Annotated in this window: 19 protein-coding genes; 9 read left to right on the forward strand and 10 right to left on the reverse strand. The window is 69.4% G+C overall.

Annotation, left to right across the window (positions count from 1 at the left end):
* The first annotated feature begins 255 nt into the window (after positions 1-255).
* The 7 genes from ACZ6ZT_RS14380 to ACZ6ZT_RS14410 all read left to right on the forward strand — a co-directional run bounded on the left by ACZ6ZT_RS14380 (position 256) and on the right by ACZ6ZT_RS14410 (position 6,514).
* On the forward strand, positions 256-600 hold the full coding sequence (locus ACZ6ZT_RS14380) for a YbaB/EbfC family nucleoid-associated protein (RefSeq protein ID WP_469719374.1): 345 nt from the start codon (positions 256-258) through the stop codon (positions 598-600).
* An 88-nt stretch (positions 601-688) separates the two neighbouring features.
* Positions 689-1,288, forward strand: coding sequence for a recombination mediator RecR (gene recR / locus ACZ6ZT_RS14385; RefSeq protein WP_469719376.1), 600 nt, complete (start codon positions 689-691; stop codon positions 1,286-1,288).
* Positions 1,281-1,928 (forward strand): DUF5063 domain-containing protein, encoded by a 648-nt coding sequence (locus tag ACZ6ZT_RS14390; RefSeq protein ID WP_469719378.1) that lies wholly within the window; start codon positions 1,281-1,283, stop codon positions 1,926-1,928. The genes recR and ACZ6ZT_RS14390 overlap by 8 nt, the downstream gene beginning before the upstream one ends.
* 127 nt (positions 1,929-2,055) lie before the next feature.
* Positions 2,056-3,339, forward strand: a complete 1,284-nt coding sequence (locus tag ACZ6ZT_RS14395) for an aspartate kinase (RefSeq protein ID WP_469719380.1) — start codon at positions 2,056-2,058, stop codon at positions 3,337-3,339.
* On the forward strand, positions 3,336-4,409 hold the full coding sequence (locus ACZ6ZT_RS14400; RefSeq protein WP_469719383.1) for an aspartate-semialdehyde dehydrogenase: 1,074 nt from the start codon (positions 3,336-3,338) through the stop codon (positions 4,407-4,409). The genes ACZ6ZT_RS14395 and ACZ6ZT_RS14400 overlap by 4 nt, the downstream gene beginning before the upstream one ends.
* 216 nt (positions 4,410-4,625) lie before the next feature.
* Positions 4,626-5,369 (forward strand): SigE family RNA polymerase sigma factor, encoded by a 744-nt coding sequence (locus ACZ6ZT_RS14405; protein WP_469719639.1) that lies wholly within the window; start codon positions 4,626-4,628, stop codon positions 5,367-5,369.
* A complete protein-coding gene (locus tag ACZ6ZT_RS14410) occupies positions 5,366-6,514 on the forward strand; it encodes a hypothetical protein (RefSeq protein ID WP_469719387.1) in 1,149 nt (382 codons plus the stop codon). Before ACZ6ZT_RS14405 ends, ACZ6ZT_RS14410 begins: the two co-directional genes overlap by 4 nt.
* On the opposite strand, the gene ACZ6ZT_RS14415 is transcribed toward ACZ6ZT_RS14410, so the two are convergent.
* Together ACZ6ZT_RS14415 and ACZ6ZT_RS14420 are read right to left on the reverse strand one after the other, a co-directional pair.
* Positions 6,492-7,352, reverse strand: a complete 861-nt coding sequence (locus ACZ6ZT_RS14415; protein WP_469719389.1) for an SURF1 family protein — start codon at positions 7,350-7,352, stop codon at positions 6,492-6,494. The two genes, ACZ6ZT_RS14410 and ACZ6ZT_RS14415, sit on opposite strands and share 23 nt — an antisense overlap.
* Positions 7,353-7,420: 68 nt before the next feature.
* Positions 7,421-9,247 (reverse strand): S9 family peptidase, encoded by a 1,827-nt coding sequence (locus ACZ6ZT_RS14420; protein WP_469719391.1) that lies wholly within the window; start codon positions 9,245-9,247, stop codon positions 7,421-7,423.
* 177 nt (positions 9,248-9,424) lie between these two features.
* On the opposite strand from ACZ6ZT_RS14420, the gene codA reads away from it, so the two are divergent.
* Together codA and ACZ6ZT_RS14430 are read left to right on the forward strand one after the other, a co-directional pair.
* On the forward strand, positions 9,425-10,723 hold the full coding sequence (gene codA, locus ACZ6ZT_RS14425; RefSeq protein WP_469719393.1) for a cytosine deaminase: 1,299 nt from the start codon (positions 9,425-9,427) through the stop codon (positions 10,721-10,723).
* Between the two features lie 24 nt (positions 10,724-10,747).
* Positions 10,748-11,350 carry an HD domain-containing protein gene (locus ACZ6ZT_RS14430; RefSeq protein WP_469719395.1) on the forward strand — a complete coding sequence of 201 codons (603 nt, stop codon included), beginning with the start codon at positions 10,748-10,750 and terminating at the stop codon, positions 11,348-11,350.
* 15 nt (positions 11,351-11,365) lie between these two features.
* Here ACZ6ZT_RS14430 and ACZ6ZT_RS14435 read toward each other — a convergent pair whose 3' ends face one another.
* From ACZ6ZT_RS14435 to ACZ6ZT_RS14470, 8 genes are all read right to left on the reverse strand, one after another.
* A complete protein-coding gene (locus ACZ6ZT_RS14435; protein ID WP_469719397.1) occupies positions 11,366-12,700 on the reverse strand; it encodes a chloride channel protein in 1,335 nt (444 codons plus the stop codon).
* Entirely contained in the window at positions 12,697-13,230 is a 534-nt protein-coding gene (locus tag ACZ6ZT_RS14440; protein WP_469719399.1) for a potassium channel family protein, read from the reverse strand. Before ACZ6ZT_RS14440 ends, ACZ6ZT_RS14435 begins: the two co-directional genes overlap by 4 nt.
* Positions 13,231-13,314: 84 nt before the next feature.
* Positions 13,315-14,814, reverse strand: coding sequence for a SulP family inorganic anion transporter (locus ACZ6ZT_RS14445; RefSeq protein WP_469719401.1), 1,500 nt, complete (start codon positions 14,812-14,814; stop codon positions 13,315-13,317).
* Positions 14,815-15,378: 564 nt separating this feature from the next.
* Positions 15,379-16,041, reverse strand: a complete 663-nt coding sequence (locus ACZ6ZT_RS14450; protein WP_469719405.1) for a hypothetical protein — start codon at positions 16,039-16,041, stop codon at positions 15,379-15,381.
* Positions 16,038-16,514: a hypothetical protein gene (locus ACZ6ZT_RS14455; RefSeq protein WP_469719407.1), complete on the reverse strand. Its 477-nt coding sequence runs from the start codon at positions 16,512-16,514 to the stop codon at positions 16,038-16,040. The genes ACZ6ZT_RS14450 and ACZ6ZT_RS14455 overlap by 4 nt, the downstream gene beginning before the upstream one ends.
* A 155-nt stretch (positions 16,515-16,669) precedes the next feature.
* The gene (locus ACZ6ZT_RS14460) at positions 16,670-19,864 is read right to left on the reverse strand and encodes a type I restriction endonuclease subunit R (protein WP_469719409.1); all 3,195 of its coding nucleotides are present in this window, start codon (positions 19,862-19,864) and stop codon (positions 16,670-16,672) included.
* A gap of 2 nt (positions 19,865-19,866) precedes the next feature.
* Positions 19,867-21,153, reverse strand: coding sequence for a restriction endonuclease subunit S (locus tag ACZ6ZT_RS14465; protein WP_469719411.1), 1,287 nt, complete (start codon positions 21,151-21,153; stop codon positions 19,867-19,869).
* Positions 21,150-23,141 carry a type I restriction-modification system subunit M gene (locus ACZ6ZT_RS14470; RefSeq protein ID WP_469719414.1) on the reverse strand — a complete coding sequence of 664 codons (1,992 nt, stop codon included), beginning with the start codon at positions 23,139-23,141 and terminating at the stop codon, positions 21,150-21,152. Before ACZ6ZT_RS14470 ends, ACZ6ZT_RS14465 begins: the two co-directional genes overlap by 4 nt.
* Positions 23,142-23,562 lie beyond the last annotated feature (421 nt).

The raw sequence follows: 23,562 nt of genomic DNA on the forward strand, positions 1-23,562 counted from the left end.
CTGACGTCTCGTGGTGCGCGTGTGCGCAATGATGCGCATGCTCTTCCTACCTTCGAATGACACGCGATGGACAACGAATCCCGGGTTTTCCGCCCGCACGGACGGCTCCAGCAGGTACGCGCACGCCGTGTCTCTCACTCGAAAGAGTTGGTCCTCCCGGCGTAGGGCGCGCCGCCCGGGGAGCACGTAGGCTCGGATTGACCGAGCGTTCCCGAAGGTCGTCGTCTGACGTACGTGATGTAGGAGTGAGTACCTGTGATTCCCGGTGGTGGCCAGCCCAACATGCAGCAGCTGCTCCAGCAGGCCCAGAAGATGCAGCAGGACCTCGCCGCGGCGCAGGAGGAACTGGCGCTGGCGGAGGTCGAGGGCCAGGCCGGAGGCGGTCTGGTGAAGGCGACCGTCACCGGTTCCGGTGAGCTCCGGGCGCTGGTGATCGACCCGAAGGCCGTGGACCCGGAGGACACCGAGACCCTCGCCGACCTGGTGGTCGCGGCGGTCCAGGCGGCCAACGAGAACGCGCAGGCCCTCCAGCAGGAGAAGCTGGGCCCGCTGGCCCAGGGCCTGGGCGGCGGCAGCGGCATCCCCGGCCTGCCGTTCTAGTACGGCTCCGTTTTTTCCGGCTCCAGTACCGCCCCCGCACACAAGATCCAGCCCCCGCACACAAGATCCAGAGAGAGAAGGCAGTCCGTTGTACGAAGGCGTGGTCCAGGACCTGATCGACGAACTGGGCAGGCTGCCCGGCGTCGGGCCCAAGAGCGCGCAGCGGATCGCCTTCCACATCCTGCAGGCCGAGCCCACCGACGTCCGCCGCCTCGCGCACGCGCTGCTGGAGGTCAAGGACAAGGTCCGGTTCTGCGCGGTGTGCGGGAACGTCGCGCAGGAGGAGCGGTGCGGGATCTGCCGCGACCCCCGGCGCGACACCACGGTCATCTGCGTGGTCGAGGAGCCGAAGGACGTCGTCGCGGTCGAGCGGACCCGCGAGTTCCGGGGCAAGTACCACGTCCTGGGCGGGGCGATCAGCCCGATCGAGGGCGTCGGCCCGGACGACCTGCGGATCCGCGAGCTGCTGGCGCGGCTGGCGGACGGTACGGTCACCGAGCTGATCCTCGCGACCGACCCGAACCTGGAGGGCGAGGCGACCGCGACCTACCTCGCCCGCATGATCAAGCCCATGGGCCTGAAGGTCACCCGCCTGGCCAGCGGGCTCCCCGTCGGGGGAGATCTGGAGTACGCGGACGAGGTCACGCTCGGGCGGGCCTTTGAAGGAAGGCGACTTCTCGATGTCTGACGCAACGCTGCACGCCCTGGGACAGGATCCGGACGACTTCGCCGCGTCGATCGCGGACCAGATCGAGTCCTTCCTCGTCGCGGTCACCGAGGTGGCCAAGGGGGAGGACCCGGACAGCGCGGTGCCCTTCCTCCTCCTGGAGGTGTCCCAGCTGCTGCTGGCGGGCGGCCGGCTGGGCGCGTACCAGGACGTCCTGCCCGACGAGCGCTACGAGCCCGACCTTGGCCCGGAGCCGGACGTGGACGACCTGCGCGAGCGCTTCGCGGTCATGCTGGAGCCGGTCGACGTCTACTCCGAGGTCTTCGACCCGTACGAGCCGCGCAAGGCCCCGGTCGCGCACCGCATCTCCGACGACCTCGCCGACGTGGTCGCCGACCTGCGCCACGGCCTCATCCACCACCAGGCGGGCCGCATCACCGAGGCGCTGTGGTGGTGGCAGTTCTCGTACTTCACCAACTGGGGTCCGACGGCCTCGGCGACCCTGCGCGCCCTCCAGTCGCTGATCGCGCACGTCCGCCTCGACCAGCCCCTCGCCGCCCTGGACGGCCTGGACACGGACGAGGACGTGGCCGAGGACGAGCTCGCGGAGCAGGCCGGACTGGTGATGGCGGAGGAGCTCGGCCAGATCGGCCGCAAGTAGCTCCGCCGCCGCCCGTGCGGCAACCGGAGCGCTGATCTTTTCGTCTCATGATGTGGTACGAGGCGGTCGGATCGCGACCGCTCGTTACACTGCACCAGCAATGAGACGGACCGAGCGAGGAGCGCACGTGGGCCTTGTCGTGCAGAAGTACGGAGGCTCCTCCGTAGCCGATGCCGAGGGCATCAAGCGCGTCGCCAAGCGGATCGTGGATGCCAAGAAGAACGGCCACCAGGTGGTCGTCGTGGTTTCCGCGATGGGCGACACGACGGACGAGCTGATCGATCTCGCCGAGCAGGTATCCCCGATGCCTGCCGGGCGCGAATTCGACATGCTGCTGACCGCCGGAGAGCGGATCTCCATGGCCCTGCTGGCCATGGCGATCAAAAACCTGGGCCACGAGGCCCAGTCGTTCACCGGCAGCCAGGCAGGCGTGATCACCGACTCGGTCCACAACAAAGCGCGCATCATCGATGTGACGCCGGGCCGGATCCGCACCGCGCTGGACGAGGGCAACATCGCCATCGTCGCCGGTTTCCAGGGGGTGTCCGCGGACTCCAAGGACATCACCACCCTGGGCCGGGGCGGCTCGGACACCACCGCCGTGGCGCTCGCCGCGGCGCTGGACGCCGAGGTCTGCGAGATCTACACCGATGTCGACGGCGTCTTCACCGCGGACCCCCGCGTCGTGAAGAAGGCCCGGAAGATCGAGTGGATCTCCTCCGAGGACATGCTGGAACTGGCCGCGTCCGGTTCCAAGGTGCTGCTCCACCGCTGTGTCGAGTACGCCCGCCGTTACAACATCCCGATCCACGTGCGCTCGTCCTTCTCCGGGCTGCCGGGCACCTGGGTCAGCAACGAGAATCCCAACGTTTCACAAGGGGACGAGCAGGTGGAGCACGCCATCATCTCCGGAGTCGCCCACGACGTCTCCGAAGCCAAGATCACCGTCGTCGGCGTTCCGGACAAGCCGGGCGAGGCCGCGGCGATCTTCCGCGCCATCGCGGACGCCGAGATCAACATCGACATGATCGTCCAGAACGTGTCGGCGGCCTCCACGGGGCTGACGGACATCTCCTTCACCCTCCCCAAGGCCGAGGGCCACAAGGCCATCGACGCCCTGGAGAAGGCGAAGGCCCAGATCGACTTCGACTCGCTGCGCTACGACGACCAGATCGGCAAGATCTCCCTGGTCGGCGCGGGCATGAAGACGAACCCGGGCGTCACCGCCTCCTTCTTCCAGGCGCTGTCCGACGCGGGCGTGAACATCGAGCTGATCTCGACCTCCGAGATCCGCATCTCGGTCGTCACCCGCCAGGACGACGTCAACGAGGCCGTCCGCGCCGTGCACTCCGCCTTCGGGCTCGACTCCGACAGCGACGAGGCCGTCGTCTACGGAGGCACCGGACGATGACGGCGCCCCGGTCCTCCGGCCCGGCGCTCGCCGTGGTCGGGGCGACCGGAGCCGTCGGCACGGTCCTGCTCCCGATCCTGTCCCAGCGGGCGGACATCTGGGGCGACATCCGCCTGATCGCCTCACCGCGGTCGGCCGGCCGCCTGCTGGCCGTGCGCGGAGAGTCGACCGAGGTGCTCGCCCTCACCGAGGACGCCTTCGACGGCTTCGGCGCGGGCGACGTCGCGCTTTTCCTGACCCCGGCGGAGGTGTCCGCGCGCTGGGCTCCCGTCGTGACCGCGCGCGGCGCCGTCGTGGTGGACCAGTCCGCCGCGTTCCGGGAGGACCCCGAGGTGCCCCTGGTGGTGCCCGAGGTGAACGCCGGTGCCGTACGGAACCGGCCGCGCGGGATCGTGGCGGGCCCGGACTGCGTGACCGCCGCGATGATCGCCGCCGTGGGCGCGCTGCACGCCGAGTACGGGCTGGCCGAGCTGGCCGTTTCCTCGTACCAGGCCGCCAGTGCGGCGGGCCGGGCCGGCGCCGAGGCACTGCGCCGGCAGCTCTCGCTGGTCGCCGGGACCTCCCTCGGGGAACACCCCGGGGACGTGCGCCGGGCCGTCGGCGAGGACACCGGCCCCTTCGCGGCTCCGCTCGCGCTGAACGTGGTGCCCTGGTCCGGGGAGCTGCGCGAGGGCGGCTGGTCCTCGCACGAGCTGGCCGTACGGGCGCAGACCCGGCGGATCCTCGGGCTGGAGTCGCTGCCCGTCGCGGTGACCTGCGTACAAGTGCCCGTGCTGACCGGGCATTCGCTGACCGTGCGGGCGCGCTTCGAGCGGGAGGTGACCGCCGGGCACGCCCGGGAGATCCTGGAGGCGGCGCCCGGGGTGGTCCTCGTGGACGATCCGGCGGCGGGGGAGTTCCCGACGCCCGTGGACGCGGCCGGGACGGATCCGGCGTGGGTGGGCCGGGTGCGGGCCTCGCTCGACGACGCGTGCGCGCTGGAGTTCTTCGTGTGCGCGGACAACCTGCGCAAAGGGGCCGCATTGAATGCCACGCAGATCTCGGAACTGATCGCGGGTGAATCCGCGTAATTCGCTTTGTAGGATCGGGTCCGATCCCTTGATCAAGGTGATGGCCCGACTGCCGCCTGGATAAATGGGGCAATCGGGAGAGCGGGTACGCATGAAGGCAATGGGGAAATTGCTGGTCACTCTGCCGCACGCGTACAACCCTGACGGGGGGACGGGTGTCCAACCGGCGTGGCAGAGGCACTGTTGGAGTGGTCCGTCCTACCGGCGCGCACCGGGATCGTTGCGCCGCGCCGTCGTTCAGGTGTGCCCGGCGACCCCGGAGATCCGGGCGGTCCCGGTGGCTCCCCGGTGATCGTGCCCATCCCGCCGGTGAGCGTTCCGGCCCCCGCGCCCACCGTCCTGCCGGTCCGGGGCGCCCGCGTGCCGACGCCCCGCGACGGCGCGTCCGCCAAGGCGGGCGCGGGCGCGGCTCCGGCGGGCGCCGCTTCCGCGGGCGCCGCCGCCGAGGCGCGGCCGGTCGTGGCCGGCACCACGGTCGACCACCTCACCGAGACCTACCAGGCCCACTACCGCTCCCTGCTGGGCCTGGCCGCCCTCCTCCTCGACGACACCGCCTCCTGCGAGGACGTCGTCCAGGAGGCCTTCATCCGCGTCCACTCGGCCCGCAACCGGGTACGGGACCGGGACAAGACGCTGGCCTACCTCCGCCAGACCGTCGTGAACCTCTCGCGCTCCGCGCTGCGCCGCCGCATCCTCGGGCTCAAGCTGCTGTCCAAGCCGATGCCGGACATGGCGAGCGCCGAGGAAGGGGCGTACGACCAGCTGGAGCGCGACGACCTGATCAAGGCGATGCGCGGACTCCAGCGCCGCCAGCGCGAGGTGCTCGTGCTGCGCTACTTCGCCGACATGACGGAAGCCCAGGTCGCCGACACCCTGGGGATATCGCTCGGCTCGGTCAAGGCGTACGGATCGCGGGGCATTGCCGCGCTGCGGGTGGCGATGGAGGCAGCGCAGTCATGAGGGACGACGACATGAACGCGCCGGGCCCCTCGGGGCGCCCGGCCCCCGACGAACAGGCCCTGCGCGACCTGCTGGCCGAAGCCGTCCAGGGCCTGGAGCCCTCCGACGGCGCCCTGGAGCGGCTCCGGCACGCGGTGCCCGCCCGCCGGGCCCGCAAACGCCAGGCCCTGGTCGGCGCGGCCGCAGTGGCCCTGCTGGCCGGCACCGTGATCCCGGCCGCCCTGCACCTGGGCACCGACCAGGGCGCGGCCGCCGGGCACTCGGCGATGGCCGGTCACGGCGAGTCCCGGGACGGCACGGCCGGCGGCCCCACCGATCCGCACCAGAACGGCTCCGGCGACCAGCCCGGGGACCGCCCCGGCCCCGGCAGGAGCCCCGGTACGGGCCAGGCGACGGGCGGCGCGGACCCGGCCCCGTCACCCCGGACGGGCGGCTCCCCCTCGGGCGCCGACGCGGGCGCCGCCACCGCCGGGGCCACCGCGGGCACCACGAGCGGCGTCGGCAACGGACCGCAGCCGCCGGCGGGTGCGGCCCCCGGGGTGCCCGCCTGCACCGCCGGACAGCTCGGGGTGGCCGGCAGCGCCCGCGCCCCCGAGTCCGACGGCAAGGTCGTCGGCAGCTTCAAGGTGACCAACGTCTCCGACCGGGGCTGTACGGTCACCGGCCCGGACACCGTGACGGCGACGCCGCTCCCCGCGACCCCGCCGCCCGTCCAGGCGCCCGGGGTGACGGTGACCGGCCATACGGCGGGCGACCCGGCGAGCGGGCTGCTGCCCGACCCGTCGGCGGAGGCTCCGGTGCTGGTCCTGGCCCCGAACACGGCGTACGAGGTGCGCTTCGCCTGGGTGCCGTCCGCCCGGCCCTGCCCGGCGGTCAGCCCCGGACCGACGTCCAAGCCGGCCCCCGGCGGCGAGGCACAGACCCCGGCGGGCGAGCCGGGCGGTACCGGCGCGGCGGGCGCCGAGGCAGCCGCGGCGCAGGACGCGGGGAGCGGGAGCGGCGGCGCGACGGGCGGGCAGGAGGGCGCCGGGGTGTCGGTGTCACACACCCCGGCCACCGGCGAGCCGGTCACCCGGACCACCATCCCGGACGCCTGCGGCGGGACGGTCTACCGGACGGGCATCATTCCGCAGGCCGCGCCGTAGCGGCAGGCGCCGCCCCGGCAGGCGCCGCCCCGGCAGGCGACGCCTCGGCGGGTGCCGCTTCGCCGGACGCCCCGGCGTCCGGCCCCGCCGGGAGCAGCCCGGCCTCGGCGTCGCGCAGGGTCTCCACCTCGCGGCGGTAGAGCCGGAACCACATGAACAGCACGAAGGCGGCGAAGACGAACCACTCGCCGGTGTAGCCGAGGTTCTGGAAGGCCTTCAGGTCGAGCCCGGTGTTGACCGGGGCCTGCGCCGGCACCGGGACCATGCCGTCCGCCGGCGTCTGCACCGTGAGCCAGGCGTCGTAGAGCGGGTCCTGCACCAGGTTGACCAGCGTGGCCGCGCCGATCACCCCGACCTGCCCGGCGGGCAGCCCGCCCTGGGAGTGGACGCCCTTGGTCCCGGAGTTCTCGGAGGCCTGCAGGGCGCCCGTCACCTCGGTCCGCCCGGCCGGCGGGGCCGGGGCCTTCGCCGGATCGGGGGCGCCCGGCAGCCAGCCCCGTACGACGGGAACGGTCTTGCCGGTATCGGTCCGCAGCAGCGTCAGGACGTAGAAGCCGGTCTTCCCGTCGATCTCCCGGTCCGGGACCAGCAGCTGGCGCCCGTACTCCCCGCTCGCCGAGGCGAGCCGTCCCGAGGTCTTCGTGTCGACCGGGAGCAGCGAGTCGAGCGGCGCGGCCGCCTGGTCGGCGGGACGCTCGGCGCTCGCCTCGCGGTGGCTGCCGACGCGGTCCTCGAAGCGGCCGAGCTGCCAGGTCCCCATGAACAGGCAGAAGGGGATGGCGAGCACGACGAAGACGTTGATCCCCCACCAGCGCGGGGTCAGGAGAAACCGGTGCACCCCACCACCGTACGGGGGGTACACCGGGCGCCCGTCCCCGGGGCTCGGCCGGGGCGGGCGCCGCGGCCTCAGCGGGGCAGGTGCTTCAGGGCGAACTCCAGGTCCATCCGCACCTGCTTGATGCGCTCCTCCACGACCAGCGAGCCGTGGCCCGCGTCGTAGCGGTACACCTCGTGGACGGCGCCGCGCGCCGCGAGCCGGTCGACGTAGTTGTCGATCTGCCGGATCGGGCAGCGCGGGTCGTTGACGCCGGCCGCGATGTGCACGGGGGCCTTCACCGCGTCGACGTACGTCAGCGGCGAGGAGGCCGCGAAGCGCTCCGGGACCTCTTCCGGCGTCCCGCCGAAGAGGGTGCGGTCCAGGGCCTTCAGCGCCTCCATCTCGTCGTGGTACGCCGTCACGTAGTCGGCCACCGGTACGGCGGCCAGCCCGACCGCCCAGGCGTCCGGCTCGGTGCCCAGGCCCAGCAGCGTCAGGTAGCCGCCCCAGGAACCGCCGGACAGGACGAGGCGCGCCGGGTCGGCGAGGCCGGAGGCCACCGCCCACTCCCGGACGGCCGCGATGTCCTCCAGCTCGATCAGGCCGACGCGGTGCTTGAGGGCGTCGGTCCACTCCCGGCCGTAGCCGGTCGAACCCCGGTAGTTGACCCGGACCACCGCGAAGCCGTGGTCCAGCCAGGCCGCCGGAGTGGCCAGGAAGGAGTCGCTGTCGTGCCAGGTCGGGCCGCCGTGGATCTCGAAGATCGTCGGGAAGGGGCCCTCGCCGTGACCCGTCGGGCGCTGTGCGAGCGCGTGGATGCGCCCGCCGGGGCCCTCCACCCACACGTCCTCGACGGGCACCGAGCCCGGCGGCCGGAAACCGGGCGGGTCGAGGACGACGCCGCCCGCGGTGGACCGTACGGTGGCCGGCTCGGCCGCCGAGGACCACTGGTACTCCACCGTCCCGTCCGGGCGGGCGGTAGCGCCCGACACCGTCCCGGGGGGCGTTTCGACGCGCCGGAGCTCCCGTCCGGCGAGCTCGTAGCGCCACAGCTCGCTGCGGGCCTCGAAGCTGTGCGCGATGAGCAGGGCGGACCCGTCCGGGTACCACTCGGCGCTCACGTCACCCGGCAGGTCGACCGCGAGGTCCTCCTGGGTGCCGGTGGCGACGTCCCACACCATCGGCTCCCACCGGCCGCGCCGCTGGTGGCCCACGAGCAGCCGGGTGTCACCGGCGACCGGCGCGAAGCCGAGCACCTCCAGGCCCAGCTCCACGGTGCCGCCGCGGGAGTCGTCGAGCTCGGCGACGGTCTTCCCGTCGAGGGTGACCACGCGCACGGCCGAGTGCATGGCGTCGCCGTGCTCGGTGTGCTCGATGGCGAGCAGGGTCCCGTCGCGGGACAGGTCGCCGACGCCGGCGGACTCGCGGTGGCGGTAGACGACGGTGGGGGCGCTGCCGTCAGGGCGTACGACGTGGATCGTGGAGCCGTCCTCGTCGGTGGACCGGCCGACGACCGCCGTACCGTCGCGGGCGATGGCGAGCCCGGCCGGGTAGGAGGGCTCCAGGCCCGGGGTGGCGGGTTCGTCGGGGCCGCCCGCGAAGGGCTGGCGGACCCAGGTGCCGAACTCGTCGCCGTCGGTGTCGGAGAACCACCAGATCCACTCGCCGTCGGGGGAGAGGGTGCCGTCGGTGGTGCCGTTGGGACGGTCGGTGGCCTGGCGCTGGCTGCCGGTGGCCCGGTCCCAGGCGTAGAGCTCGTAGGTCCCGGTGGCGTTCGAGACGAAGAGCGAGCGGTCCGGGGCGTCCTCCGCCCAGTCGGGGAGCCCGACGCGCGGCGCCCGGAAGCGCTTCTCCCAGTCGGGCATCTCGGGCGTCTCCGCGGCTGTGCCGGGGGTCAGATCGCTGTCGCTGGTCATGCCCTCCATTCTTGCCGCACCCACGTGCCTGCCGTGTCGGGCGGGGTCGCCGGGCCGGTCCGGTCCGGGATGCCGCCGGGGCACCACGGCCGGTGTTTCACGTGAAACACCGGCCCGTGGGGGCACGCAGCCGGACGTTTCACGTGAAACACCGGGCCGCGTGCGTACGCTGACCGCATGCGGATGATCGTCCGGGGTGCCCGGCTGCTCCACACCGATGGCCTGTCCGACGTGGAGGTCGCGGAGGACGGCCGCATCGCGCGGGTGCTCCCGCATGACGACCAGAAGGAACCGCCGGCGACCGGCGTACTCATCGAGGCCCACGGCGGCCTGCTCACCGCCCCCTTCGTCGAGCCCCACATCCACCTGGACACCGCCCTGACCGCCGGGCAGCCGCGCCCCAACGCCTCCGGCACCCTCTGGGAGGGCATCGCCTGCTGGAGCGAGCGCAAACGAGCCCTGACCCGCGAGGACGTCGTCTCCCGGGCCACCCAGGTGCTGCGCTGGCAGGCGGCGCACGGCGTGCTGCACGTCCGTACGCACTGCGACGTCACCGACCCCTCCCTCACCGCGCTCGACGCGCTGCTGGAGGTCCGCGACCGGGTGCGGGACGTAATGACCCTCCAGATCGTGGCCTTCCCGCAGGAGGGCATCGCCTCCTTCCCGGACGGTGAGGCGCTGCTGCGCGAGGCGGTGCGGCGCGGGGCCGACGTCGTCGGCGCGATCCCGCACTTCGAGGACACCCGCGAGGACGGCGTCGCCTCGCTGCGGACCGCCTTCGCGCTCGCCGAGGAGCACGGACTGCGCGTGGACGCCCACTGCGACGAGATCGACGACGAACAGTCCCGCTTCGTGGAGGTGCTGGCCACCCTCGCCCTGCGCTCGGGGCTCGGCGCCCGCGCGACCGCCTCGCACACCACCGCGATGGGCTCCTACAACGGCGCGTACAGCTTCAAACTCCAGCGGCTGCTCTCCCGTTCGGGCATCAACCTGGTCTCCAACCCCTTCGCCAACCTCAACCTCCAGGGCCGCTTCGATGCCTATCCGCGCCGGCGCGGCCTGACCCAGGTCAAGGAGATGCTGGCAGCCGGGGTCAACGTGGCCTTCGGGCACGACGACGTGATGGACCCCTGGAACGCCCTCGGCACCGCCAACCCGCTCCAGACCGCCCTCGTCGGCCTGTACGCCGCCCAGCTCACCGGAGCCGACGAGATCCCGGTCGCGTTCTCGATGGTGACCGACCGCGCGGCACGCGTCCTCGGCCTCGACGCCTCGGAGTACGGCATCACGGAGGGCGCCCCCGCGTCCTTCGTCCTCCTCCCCGCGCCCACGCCCGCGGAGGCCATCCGCCGTCAGGTCCGGCCCCGTTACGTGATCGCACGCGGCAGCGTCCTGGCCGAGACCCCGCCCGCGCCGACCCGGCTGCTCTCCTGGCCGGGGGAGGAACCCTCAGAGGTGGACTTCGTTCCGGCCTGAGCCCCGGCCGCCTAAGGTCATGCCATGACACGGACCCTTCACACCTCTTACAACCTCGACTCCGACACGGCCCGTTCGGCCTTCGAAGCGGCCTCGGAATACGCGGACCCGGCACTGCTCAACCACTCCGTCCGCTCCTACGCCTTCGGCGCCGCGTACGCCCACCGGCACGCTCTCGCGTACGACGCGGAGCTCTTCTACGTCAGCGCCCTGCTCCACGACCTGGGCCTGACCCCGCCCTTCGACAGCCACACCCTCCCCTTCGAGGAGGCCGGCGGCCACGTGGCCCGGATCTTCACCGCGGGCCTCGGCTGGGCCCCCGAACGCCGCGCCCGCGCCCAGGAGGTGATCGTGCTGCACATGCGCGACGACGTCACCGCCGCCGAGGACGTCGAGAGCCACCTCCTCCAGGTCGGCACCAGCGCGGACGTCTCGGGCCTGCGCGTCGACACCTTCGACCCGGCCTTCCGCGCCGCCCTCCTGGAGGCCTACCCCCGCCTGGACTTCGGCCCCTCCTTCCTCGCCCTGATGGAATCCCAGGCCACCCGCAAACCCACCTGCGCGGCGGCCACGTACGTCGCGAACGGCGCCGCGGAGCGCATCGCGGCCAACCCGCTGGACGCCTGAGCCGGACGGGTGGCCTCAGAGGGCGGCGACCGCGGGCTTCCCGGCCGGGAGGAGTTCCGTGGTGATCAGGGAGGCCACCACCGCGAGGATGATCAGGGGGGTCACCGCCAGGTTGCCCAGCAGGACCGTCACCAGGACCGCGCTGCTCACCGGGGAGCGCAGGACGCCCGCCGTGGCGGCCGCCAGGCCCGCCGCCACGGCGGGGACGAGGTCGAGACCCGGCAGCGGGGACAGCAGCAGACCCGTCGCCGCGCCGAGGAACAGCGCGGGGAAGACCGGGCCGCCGCGCAGGCTGCCGAGGCAGAGGGCGTAGCCGGCGGCCTTGCACAGTACGACGGCGATCAGGGCGCCGACGCCCCACGCCCGCGGGTCGGCGGTGAGCGCGGCCAGCGTCGCCTGCCCGGAGGAGGCCACGTCCTGCGGGTCACGGCCGGTGCTCAGCGCGTACACCGCCGCGCAGACGCCCGCGCCGAGCGCGCACAGCGGCGTACGCATCAGCGGCCGCCCCGCGACGTACCGCGCCACGGCCCGGCCGGTGGCCATCGCCCGGTGCTGGACGACCGCCACGAGGACGGCGATGAGCAGGCCCCAGGCCACGTCCGGGGCGTCCAGCCGGGTGAACGTCCCGGGCAGCTTCGTGGTCAGCCCGCCCGTCTCCAGGCCGGTCCACCGCCCGAAGCCGGTGAACACCAGGGCCCCCAGCCCGCTGGAGAGCAGCGCGGGCAGCATGACGGCGAACAGCCGGACCCCGCCCACCCCGACCAGCTCGATCAGGAGCACCCCCGCGATCAGCGGGCTGCCGAAGATGGCCGCGATGGCGGCGGCCGAGCCCGCCGCGCCCAGCAGCATGGTGCTCTGCGGGGTCGCGGGCCCCCGCGTGAGGTCCCGCAGCAACAGTGCGAGCCCGCCACCGAGAGCGATCAGCGGCGCCTCCGGGCCCAGGACCGCGCCCAGGGGCAGGCTCGCGACCGCCGCCAGCACCACCCCGGGCAGTACGGCCGTAGAAGCCCCGCCCATCGCCATGCCGTTGGCGGGGATGTGGCCGCCCGCCCCGGTCAGGTGCGTGACGACGAGCCCGACGAGGACACCGGAGACCAGGAGCAGCGGCAGCGGCCACCACCACGGCGCGGTGTCCCAGCCGAGGGCCCTCGGCGCGTTCGTCCACAGCAGGTGCTGGAGCTCGCGCATGCCGGCGAGGAACCAGAAGGACACCAGCGACACCGGGATGCCGACGAGGGCGCCGAGCAGCAGCGTCTTCAGGTAGCCGGGCGCCTTCAGCACGTCGGCCGGCCGGGACGGCTCCACGGGGGGCGCGGGGCGCGCGGGTTGCGCGGGTTGCGCGGCGCTCATGGCCCGCTCTTTCCCGGCCTGCGGGCCAGCCCGACCCGCACCGCCCCGAAGAGCACCTTGGCGACGAGACCCACCACGACGAGGTCGGCCACCATCTGTACGGTCGTCAGCACCCGGCCGGGCCCGTCCACGGCCACGATGTCGCCGAAGCCGACCGTGGCGAACACCGACACCGTGTAGTAGAGGGAGTCGGTGCGGCTCAGCGGCTCGGAGAACGATGAGGGGCGTTGCTCCGCGAGCAGGTAGTACGCGGCGGAGAACATCACCAGGAACAGCGGCACGGCGGTGGCCAGCGCCTCCAGTCCGCGCAGCCGCGGATGCTCCGACCGGGCGATGGCGGACACCTGCCAGGCCACCAGGCCCCCGAACAGCGCCAGCCCGGCCAGCAGCGCCAGGGCGGTCGCCACGCCGAAGCCGCGTTGCAGCGGGGCCACGTAATAGAGGACGGTCAGCAGCACCGGTGTCCCGACGATCCGCACCGCGGGCCCCAGGAGCCGCACCCGCCGCCCGCCGGACCCGTCGCCACCCATGACCCTCCTCACCCACACCCCGGCGACCCGCCCGGCCGGCGGACCCCTCACCGCATTCCAGCACCCCCCACCCCCGACCGCACCTCAGCCGCTCAGTTCGCCGCTGAGGGTTTCGTGGAGGTGGGCGCTCGGGGTGTTCAGGCCGGTGATGCGGACGGTCTTGCCGCGCTGGGCGTAGCGGTGCTCGATCGCGTCGAGGGCGGCGACGGAGGAGGCGTCCCAGATGTGGGCGGCGGAGAGGTCGATGACCACCTCGGCCGGGTCGCCCGCGTAGTCGAACTGCTCGACCAGGTCGTTCGAGGAGGCGAAGAACAACTCGCCCGTCACGCGGTGGACGACCCGTCCGCCGTCCGGGTCGAGGACGGAGGCGACCTTCGCCAGGTGCGCGACGCGCCTGGCGAAGATGACCATCGCGGTGAGGGAGCCCACCACCACGCCCACGGCCAGGTTGTGGCTGAGGACCACGCACACGACGGTGACCACCATGACGGCGATCTCACCGGCGGGCATCCTCCTGAGGGTCTTCGGGGCAATGGAGTGCCAGTCGAAGGTCGCGATACAGACCATGATCATGACGGCGACGAGCGCCGCCATCGGAATGTCGGAGACCACCGGCCCGAAGACGATGCACAGCACCATCAGGAAGGACCCGGCGAGGAAGGTCGACAGCCGCGTACGGGCGCCCGACACCTTCACGTTGATCATCGTCTGGCCGATCACCGCGCAGCCGCCCATGCCGCCGAGGAACCCGGTGACGATGTTCGCGACGCCCTGCCCGATGGACTCCCGCGTCTTCGAGGACCGGGTGTCGGTGATCTCGTCGACCAGCTTCGCCGTCATCAGCGACTCCATCAGCCCGACGAGCGCCATGGCCAGCGCGTACGGCGCGATGAGGGTCAGCGTGTCCAGGGTGAACGGCACGTCCGGCAGCCCCGGCACCGGCAGCGCGGACGGCAGCGCCCCCTTGTCGCCGACGGTCGGCACCGCGATGCCCGCCGCCACGGTGATCGCGGTGAGGGCGACAATGGACACGAGCGGCGCCGGGACCACCTTCGTGATCTTCGGGAGAAACACCATCAGCGCCAGCCCGGCCCCCATCAGCGGGTAGACCGCCCACGGAACCCCGTACATCTCCGGCACCTGGGCCATGAACACCAGGATGGCCAGCGCGTTGACGAAGCCGACCATCACCGAGCGCGGGATGAAGCGCATCAGCTTCGCCACCCCCAGCGCCCCGAGCACGATCTGGAAGACGCCGGCCAGGATCACCCCGGCGATCAGGTAGCCCAGCCCGTGCTCCCGGTTCAGCGGGGCGATCACGAGGGCCACCGCCCCCGTCGCGGCGGAGATCATCGCCGGCCGCCCGCCCACGACCGAGATCACGACGGCCATCGTGAACGAGGCGAACAGCCCGATCGCCGGATCCACCCCGGCGATGACCGAGAACGAGATGGCCTCGGGAATCAGCGCCAGCGCGACGACCAGACCGGCGAGGACCTCGGTCCGGAACACCTTCGGCGAGAGCCAGACCGGCCGACGGAACGCACGCAGTCGCGCGGATATGGACGCGGGGGAGGAAGACACGGGCACGGACCTCGGGTTCGGGCACACCCGAACCGGCAGACGGGCGCGCGGAGAAGACGCGAAGAAGACACGAAGATCTCCGGAGAAGCAGGAAGGGCCTGATCCGCGATGCGGATCAAGCCCTTGACCTGGTCTTACGAAGTCGGGGTGGCGGGATTTGAACCCACGACCTCTTCGTCCCGAAGAACGTCCAACCAAGATCCGCATCAGTGCGAACGGGATTTCCGCAGGTCAGGGCGTTGGAGTGGGTGGGTCTGAAGCGGTCTCGCAGGGTCTCTGGGAGAACTTCTTCTCCCAGATTTCTCCCACTCCCGTACTGCTGGAGGGCCTGGCTGCCGCTGCCTCTTACGTTGCCTGTCCAAGGCTGTGCGGGAGCCGCGCCCTGGCGTTCTGGTCGCGCCATACTTGTCGCGGCTCCATGGAGGGCAGGGGCCGCCACACGTGATGTAGCAGCCTGTACGGATGGGCACGACGGAGCCGCCGTCGGCACACCAAGCGGTGCCGGCGGGCGCCAGCGGGAACTCTGTTTGCGCCCCCCGTTGTACGTAGACCGATTCGGTGTCCCTACAACTGGTCCTTCCAGTTGCGGATTGCCTGGTCGAGCTTGGCGCGAAGCCGGTCAGCGGCCGTCGTTCCGGGGAGCAGCTGGGGGTACGCCTCGCTGTCCCTCCTGGCGATCAAAGCGCCGAGGGTGGTGGAGCTCTGCGACGGGAAGACCAACGAGCACTTCTTGCCGCCCATCTCCTGCGCCAGTCCCAAGAATCCGCGGCCGATCCCGAGGCCAGGTGAGGTGCCGTAGTGCTTCGCCTCGATCGCGGCGACGAGCCCCTTGCCCCGTGGGTGAACCATGGCCCGGCGGCTACGCTCAGCCTCCTGGTGGTCCAGCACCGCGACGTCGCACTCATGCGCCACCTTCGACGTGGTGGCCGCCACGTACACGCCCAGGTGGATCTCCAGCTTCTTCTGCGTGTCCGGGAAGCTCACCACAGCACGGGTGAAATCGCCGGACCACAGGTTGCCGGGGGACCGGCGGAAGCGCAGCGCGGTGGCCGGCTTCGTACCGTCCTGCGTGAGGAGCGTGGTTCCGCCTGCAGTCCTCGCGGCATCGAGGCACACGACGAGCAGGGATGCCTCGTACAGGTCCGACTCATCCGCCTTGCCACGGTAGACCGGCTCAAGGACGCCGATCGCCTGCTCGATGGCGTGTACCAGGCTGGGCTTGTTCACTGGATCACTCCCACCGACACGTCGGTTCCTTCGGACAGCAGCGCGCGGACGGTTGCCAGAGCGGCCCGCGCGCGCTCGGTCTCAGCTTTGAGGTCGAGCGATGAGAGAGTCTCCAACTCCGGATCACCGAACTCGACCGTCAGCTCCATGTCCCGCTTCGAGGCGATCTCCAGAGCCGCCTGCCGCGACGCGTACATGGTCTCGGCAAGGGTCAGCACGGCGATGCGCGCGAGCTCGATGCTCTCGTCGTCGGTGTAGGGGAGCACGGCAATGTCCGCCTTGCCAAGAGGTGGCAGATCTGCCGCCGCCAGCCGGCTGGCACGCGCCTGGTACTCCCCTACCTGCTTGAGCCGCTGCTCAGAGGCGACTCGGCCCTGTCGGACCTCCTGCCTCAGCTCGTCGGCGAGATCCGGCAGGCTCGCTGCGAGATGCGCCATGAGCTGTACGAACTGATCACTTCCGTCGACAGACACGCTGCCCCTCCCTTGGTGTTCTGGGCAGGACTGTAGATCGGCCCACTGACAGTGATGCTGAAGCAGCCGTGGTTGTGCTGATCATTGGTTTGACCGAGCGCTCACTTCATTGCCCTGCAATGTCGATGGTCGAGGTGTCGCCCTGGCGGCTGAGGTCATGCTTTCGGATCTTCCGGCCCTGCCTCCGGCTCTGTTCGCCCGCGCCGGGATTGGTAGAGGTAGCCACCGATCAGTCGGATGAGTTCTTCGGCTCGCTCACTCTCGCCGGTTAGCGCGCCAGTCAGCTTCCCGAAGGCCCCCTCGTTGAGCACGGCCGCGTCGGTAAGGGCCTCGCGCAGGTTGGGGGAGAGGAGGAACTGGTCCTGGGCGTTGTTGTCGATCTGCTCGGCGATCCGCGGGTCCTCCTCGGCCATCCCGGCCGCGGCCGTGACGAAGCCGCCGATCTGGGGATCCGCGAATTCGCCGCCGAACAGGCTGTTGATCTTGGCGATCACCTCCGACAGCAGCACCTGCTGTGGATCGCGGGCCATAGCGGTACCGATTCCAGTGACGCCCCGCAGCCCTGGCGTTTCCTGGCCTCCGGACAGGGCTATGGCCGCCTTGCCCTGGTCAATGTGCCGTACCCGCTTGAGGACTATCCCGGACAGGTCTACGTCGGCGCGGGGATCGTCGACTGCGAGCAGGCGAGCCAGCTGGCGCAGGAACTCGGCGAGTTTCTCCAGGTCTGTGGTCGCGTAGTCGACGACCTGAGACATGAAGTCGTAGAGGCGCACGTAGGAGCCGCAGTCCTTGCGGAAGGTCCGCAGCTCGTTCAAGGCTTCGCTGTCGTCCCTCTCGGTTGCGTCGGCCCATCGATTGGTGAACTCGTCGCGGGCCGGCGTGATAGCCGCCGTCAGCGCCGAGTGCCGCTGCTGGCCCCACCAGGCTTCGGCGTAGCGTTCGACGTCGGCGCGGGTGTAGATGCCGGGATGGGCGAGCTTCGTGGCGAGCTGGTGCACGAGGTTGGGGTCAGTAGCAGTCTCGACGTGGGCCTCGGTGTAGTACTGCAGGAACGCATTCTGGATGTCGACGGGGTCGTTGGCGAAGTCGAGGACGAATGTCCGGTCCTTCGCCTCGCCAGACGGGGCGCGGTAGGTGCGGTTGAGGCGGGAGAGTGTCTGTACGGCGTGGACGTCGGGGAGTGGCTTGTCGACGTACATCGCGCACAACAGCGGCTGGTCAAAGCCTGTCTGGAACTTCTCCGCTACCAGCATCAAGCGGTAGTCGGGGCGTCGGAACTCTCGGGCGAGATCGGAGCCGAGGCCCGGGTTCAGGGACGCTTCGGTAGCGTTCTCCAGGCCGTAGTCCTCGTCGGTGATGTCACCGGAGAAGGCGACGATTGTCTTGAGCTTGTAACCCCTAGCGCGGATGTACTTGTCCGTCTCGATCTTGTAGCGGACGGCTGCGTGGCGCGAGGAGGTGACAATCATGGCCTTGGCCTGGCCGTCGAGGAGGTGCGCGACGTTGGCCCGGAAGTGCTCGACGATAATCTCGACCTTCTGCCCGATGTTGGACGGGTGAAGGTTCTTAAACCGCATGATCTTCTTCGTCGCGGCCTTCGGGTCGACCAGTTGGCCCTCATCGTCGCTACTGATCGTGGTAACGACGCCCTCGGCGCTGCGCTCCTCGATCTCGAAGGCAGTTCTGTACGTCTGGTAGCCACGCAGGACGTCGAGGATGAACCCCTCCTCGATGGCCTGCCGCATTGTGTACACGTCGAACGACTCAGGCGTGCCATCGTCGCCGGGGCGCCCGAAAAGGGTCTTCGTCTTGTGTTTCGGCGTGGCGGTAAACGCGAGGAACGACACGTTCGGTGACACGGCTCGGGCAGCCGTCTCCGCGGAGATCCGCCGCTCGCGCTCGTCGTCGGCGGAGAGGAGCTCGTTGACCACGTCCTGGGTGTCAACCGCCTCGTCCTCGTCTATCTGCCCACCCTCGGTGAGGACCTTCTTCAGGGCGTTGGCTGTCTTGCCAGACTGGGAGGTGTGAGCCTCGTCGACGATAACGGCGAATACCTTGTCGCTGAGCGTCGTGTCGATCAGGCCCTTGACGTAGGGGAACGTCTGGATCGTGACCACAACGACCAGCGCAGGCCCGGTGAGCGCGTCGAGTAGGGCCCGGGACTTCGAGCCGCCGGAGCGGCGCACCGCGGCGGAATCGATGACGGCCACCGAGCCGCCGGAGTCGTCGACCTGGCTGACGGCATCCTGGAGCTGCCGGTCGAGGACCTTGCGGTCGGAGATGATCAGGACCTTGTCGAAGATCTTGTGATTGTCCCCATCGTGTAGCTGGGCGAGGTGATGCGCGGCCCAGGCGATTGTGTTGGTTTTGCCCGAACCGGCCGAGTGCTCGATCAGATACCGCCGACCCGGCCCGCCGGCGCGGACCTCGTTGACGATCCGCCGCACCGCACGCCACTGGTGGTAGCGGGGGAACAAGAGCGTCGTCGTCCGCTTGATCTTCCTGGTGGCTGGGTCCTCGTCTTCGTCCTTGCGCAGGAACATCAGCGCGCCGAGGATATGGAGCCAGTTGTGTCGCTCGAGGACCTCCTCCCACAGATACGAGGTGGCCGCGCCGTTCGGGTTTGAGGGGTTGCCTTTCGCGCCGTCTGCATGGCCCCGGTTGAACGGTAGGAAGTGGGTCTTGTCGCCAGCAAGCTTCGTGGTCATCCAGACTTCGTCGTCGTCGACGGCAAAGTGGACCAAGGCGCGAGTGCCGAAGCCGAGGAGCGGCTGGCCTTTTGGTTGGCGGTCCTGCTTGTACTGCCTGACGGCGGTGCGCCACTCCTGCTTGAAGAACGACTTCAGCTCCAGCGTCGCCACCGGCAGCCCATTCACGAAGAACACCAGGTCGATCGACCGGTTGTCGCCGCGGGCCGATGAGAAGTGCACCTGCCGGGCCACCCGCAGTCGTACCGACTCGTATGCCTTAGCTACCGTCGGATTCAAGGTCGTCGCTGGCGCGAACTGGCACATCCGGAAGTGCGCTGTCGCACCACGGGTGTGAGAAAATCGCCGCCGCAGCACGTTCAGCGTGCCACCGCCCGAACCCATCGGAGTGTCCAGGCGCGCCACGAGTGCATCAAGCAGTGCGTCCTTGTCAGCCTGCTCCGTCGGGGTACCGACTTTGACGACCTTTCCGTATTCCTCGGGCTGAGTGGTGCTCAGCCACCAATGGACGTCTTCGGGCCACAGGGCGCGCTTCGCGTCGTAGCCGTCGTCGGACGGACTGCACTCCCAGCCATGGCAAGCTAGGTGCTTGGCGATCTCGGTTTCGAATGCTTCCTCGCGGGTCTGATCCGACGCAGCCATCGTCAGTCTGCCTTCCGGGCGGTGTGTACGTTGATCTGTCCGGTCACGGCGGCCGTGATGAGCGCGGCACGACGCTCCTTGGCGTAGGAAATGTGTTCCTGGGCCTTGGCGATGAGGGCGTTGATCTTTGCCGTCTGCTCGTCAAGCCTATCGGCGATCTGTCGCTGCACAGATGAGGGCGGGATCATCATGGGCATTGCCGCCAGCTTTTCGGCAGTCAGGTGAGGCATTGAGACGATGTTGCAGTATGCCGTGATGAAGCCCTTTTGCCTGGCCATGATGAGAAAATAGGTAAGATAGCGACCATCGTTCTCGCCAACCGGACGGATCCGGTTGATAGAATTTTGAAAGCCCCAGCCCTCGAGTGGCTCGGAGATGAAAGCCGCGCGACCGTAGCCACCGATCCCTCCCTCGACTACGACCACGTCGCCTGATTTCAGGTCGAGCATGCGCAATTCGCGAGGGTTGAACCACATGGATTTCACATCGGCGAGGGCGAGTTCGCCATCGGGTTGAACGTTAGCGGCTCGCATATATGGGGCGAGGGCATCGGAGCCCTTATTATCGCTCTGCAGCATTTTTCCAAGCGTCACCGATCCGAAGTGCTTGACCTGGCCGCGAGTCCATCCCGGAGGACAGGGCCCGATCCAGGATGCGTGATCCGACTCCAGATTGGCGCCACGCTCGAGACCCGCCAGGGCGCTGGCGATGAGCCCAGATCGCCTTTCCCGGAGGAATTCGATGAACTCCTCCTGTTTGGAGACTAGAGCATCGATCTGTTCGGTTTCACGGTCCAGAAAGTCGGCGATGGCGTGCTGTTCATCCAGTGGCGGTACTGGTACAGAAAGCGCTCGGATTGCCGAGACATTGATCCGTCGGAATGTGGCCCCCACCATGGCGCTCTCAATCGCATGAGTTGCGATGTGTGACGTCAGCGAGTAACGCAAGAACCTGGAATCAGATCCTGACCGCCGGCGAATCAGAACGGTTTCTTGGCCCAATGCAAATTCCGGGGTCTCGGGTGTGACGATTGAAATGAGACCGACTGAGACGTTGCGGATGAATACAAGATCACCGGCACGTGGTGTGCGTCCTGAATCCCGGAGAAGTTTAAAGAATTCGGCAGTTGTGTGGTTGCATCCAGTCAAATCGATCGCCGGGGAAGCGCATTCTCGAATGCTGGCAACCGGGTATTGGTTATCTTCGATAAATGGCGCGGTTAGGTGTGCGCAGTCAATAACTTCAGCAATTCGGCGAAGTGAAACGATCGGCCAAGGACCTGTGCTCATGCTTCCACCTCCCGCAGCATCTCCATGATTTCACCGACGATGCGGTTGAGATCGGTGTCGATCTCCTCGAGCGGTCGGGGCGGGATGTACTGGTAGAAGTGCCGGGTGAATGGGATCTCGTAGCCGGTCTTCGTCCTGGTCTTGTCAATCCAGGCATCGGGCACGTGCGGCTTGACCTCGGCTTCGAAGTAGGCATCCGAGGTTTCCTCGGCCGCATCGTGGGTCTTCGGGTGACCGCCCCAGCCGAAGGGGATGTTCTCGGTGTCGCGCAGCGCGGGGTCGGGCTCGATCTCGTCTTTGCGCGGGCCGGAGGTGTAGCGACAGACGTCAGCGTCGTCATCGTGTTCGCCGATCGTCTGCCACAGTGACTTCCGCTGAGCCGCGGTCAGTGTGACTGGACACTCACGCAGGTGCTTCCCGAGGTCGAGAAGGAACTTCTCCCTGTTGAGGTAGGCCTGCTCGCCGAAGGAGCCGAGGGCCTCAACCAGGTCTGGGATCTTGCCAAGGGTCTTGTGGTCGGCCACGTCTCTGATCCGCTCGGCGGTGCACTCGAACCTGAGGCGCAGGGGACGCTCGACGGTGATCGTCCAGTAGGCGAAGTCGCGGTTCTCGAAGATCTTCGAGGTGTCCGATTCCTCGCGGGAGGCGAACGCCTGGACGATCCTGGTGCGGGCCTTGTCGGCCACCTCGACTCGCTTGGAGCCGATCGACTTGCGCAGTTTGGAGCCGAGCCCAGTGGCGTCGATGAGCTGGATGGTGCCCTTGCGCTCGTCGGGCTTGGCGTTCGAGAGGATCCACAGGTAGGTGGCGATTCCGGTGTTGTAGAACATGTCGTTGGGGAGGGCGACGATGGCCTCTACCAGGTCGTTCTCCAACATGTGCCCACGGATGTTGGACGGTCCGGATCCTGCACCGCCGTTGAAGAGTGGCGAACCGTTGAGGACGATGCCTGCCTTTCCGCCGCGGCCGCTCTCGTCCACGTCTCGCATCTTCGAGGCGACGTGGAGCAGGAACAGCATCGCGGCGTCCCCAACGGTGGGAAGGCCCGAGGCGAAACGTCCTTGGCCGCCGCGTTCGTGCTCGGCGGTCACCTGGGAGGCGACGGCCTTCCAGTCGGTGCCGAACGGCGGGTTGGACAGGACGTAGTCGAACTTGTGGTCCTCGAATCGGTCGACGACGAGAGTGTCGCCCTGGCGGACGTTGGTCGGGTCCTGCCCCCTGATAAGCAAGTCTGCTTTGCAGATCGCGTAGGTGCGCGGGTTGATCTCCTGGCCGAACAGGGCCGTTGAGGCGGACAGGTTGAGGCCATGGAGGTGCTCGTCGGCGACGGTCAGCATGCCGCCGGTGCCGACGGTGGGGTCGTAGATGGAGCGAACCTGACCTCGGTCTCGTAGTGCCTCGGTGTCCTCGGCATAGACGAGGTCAACGAGGAGGCGGACGACGTCGCGGGGGGTATAGAACTGGCCAGCACCGTCGTTGGCGGACTCGGCGAACCGGTAGATGAGGTTCTCGAACAGGTCGCCCATGTCCGCGTTCGAGACGGTCTCCGGGCTCAGGTCGATCCCTTGGAAGTGCTTGGCGACCGGCGAGAGGCGGTCGCGGGCATCGAGGGTGCGTAGGACGTTCTCGAAGTCGAATGATTTGAAAACGTCCAGATTCGACGAGAAGCCAGAGGCATAGTCGATGAGGTTGGCCACGAGGTTGTGCGGGTCCTGCAGAGCCTTTTCCAGGGTGTACTTGCTGGTGGTCCAGAAGTTCAGCCCCGCATTGTCCGGGGTGCGCGTCTTGAGCTTCAGGTGGGTGCGTCGCTGCTGATCAGCGGGGTACTGGCTGATGATCTCAGCCATCGTCTCCCGGTGCGGCTCCATCACGCACTCCAGCCGACGCAACACGGTGAACGGCAGGATCACCGAGCCGTACTCGGCTTCCTGGTAGGGGCCGCGCAGGGTGTCGGCGACGCTCCATACGAATTGGCTGAGGACGCTCACGCAGGTCTTCTCCGGTCTAAGGCTCGGGTGCTCACAGCTCTGCTCGACGAGAGCCGTGCTGCGTTACCGAACCCTATCCGCGACCTACACGGGGCGGAGCAAGATCCAACAAATGTGGGTGGTTGCTTGGCGAACAGGCGGCAGCGGTCTCGACGCGTTCGACGAGGAGGCTGTTCTCGAAGGGTGGCCCCAGCGGGGGCTCCTCCGACCCCCGTGAAATCGGGGCCCGTCGATTGGAGGTGTTAGCTGGCTTCAGCCACTGAGACCCACGATTGTCAGGTGGCCCGCGAAGCTGTCCGCCAGGCTGGTGAGTACGGCCTTGCCCTTATCCACGATCGCGTGGGACGGGAAGCCGATGACACGCGGTCCCCTCCTGATCGGGAGCCGCGAGCGGCCCCGGAGGGCTTCGCGCTCTGATCGT

This window comes from Streptomyces sp. NPDC102258 (assembly GCF_055584685.1).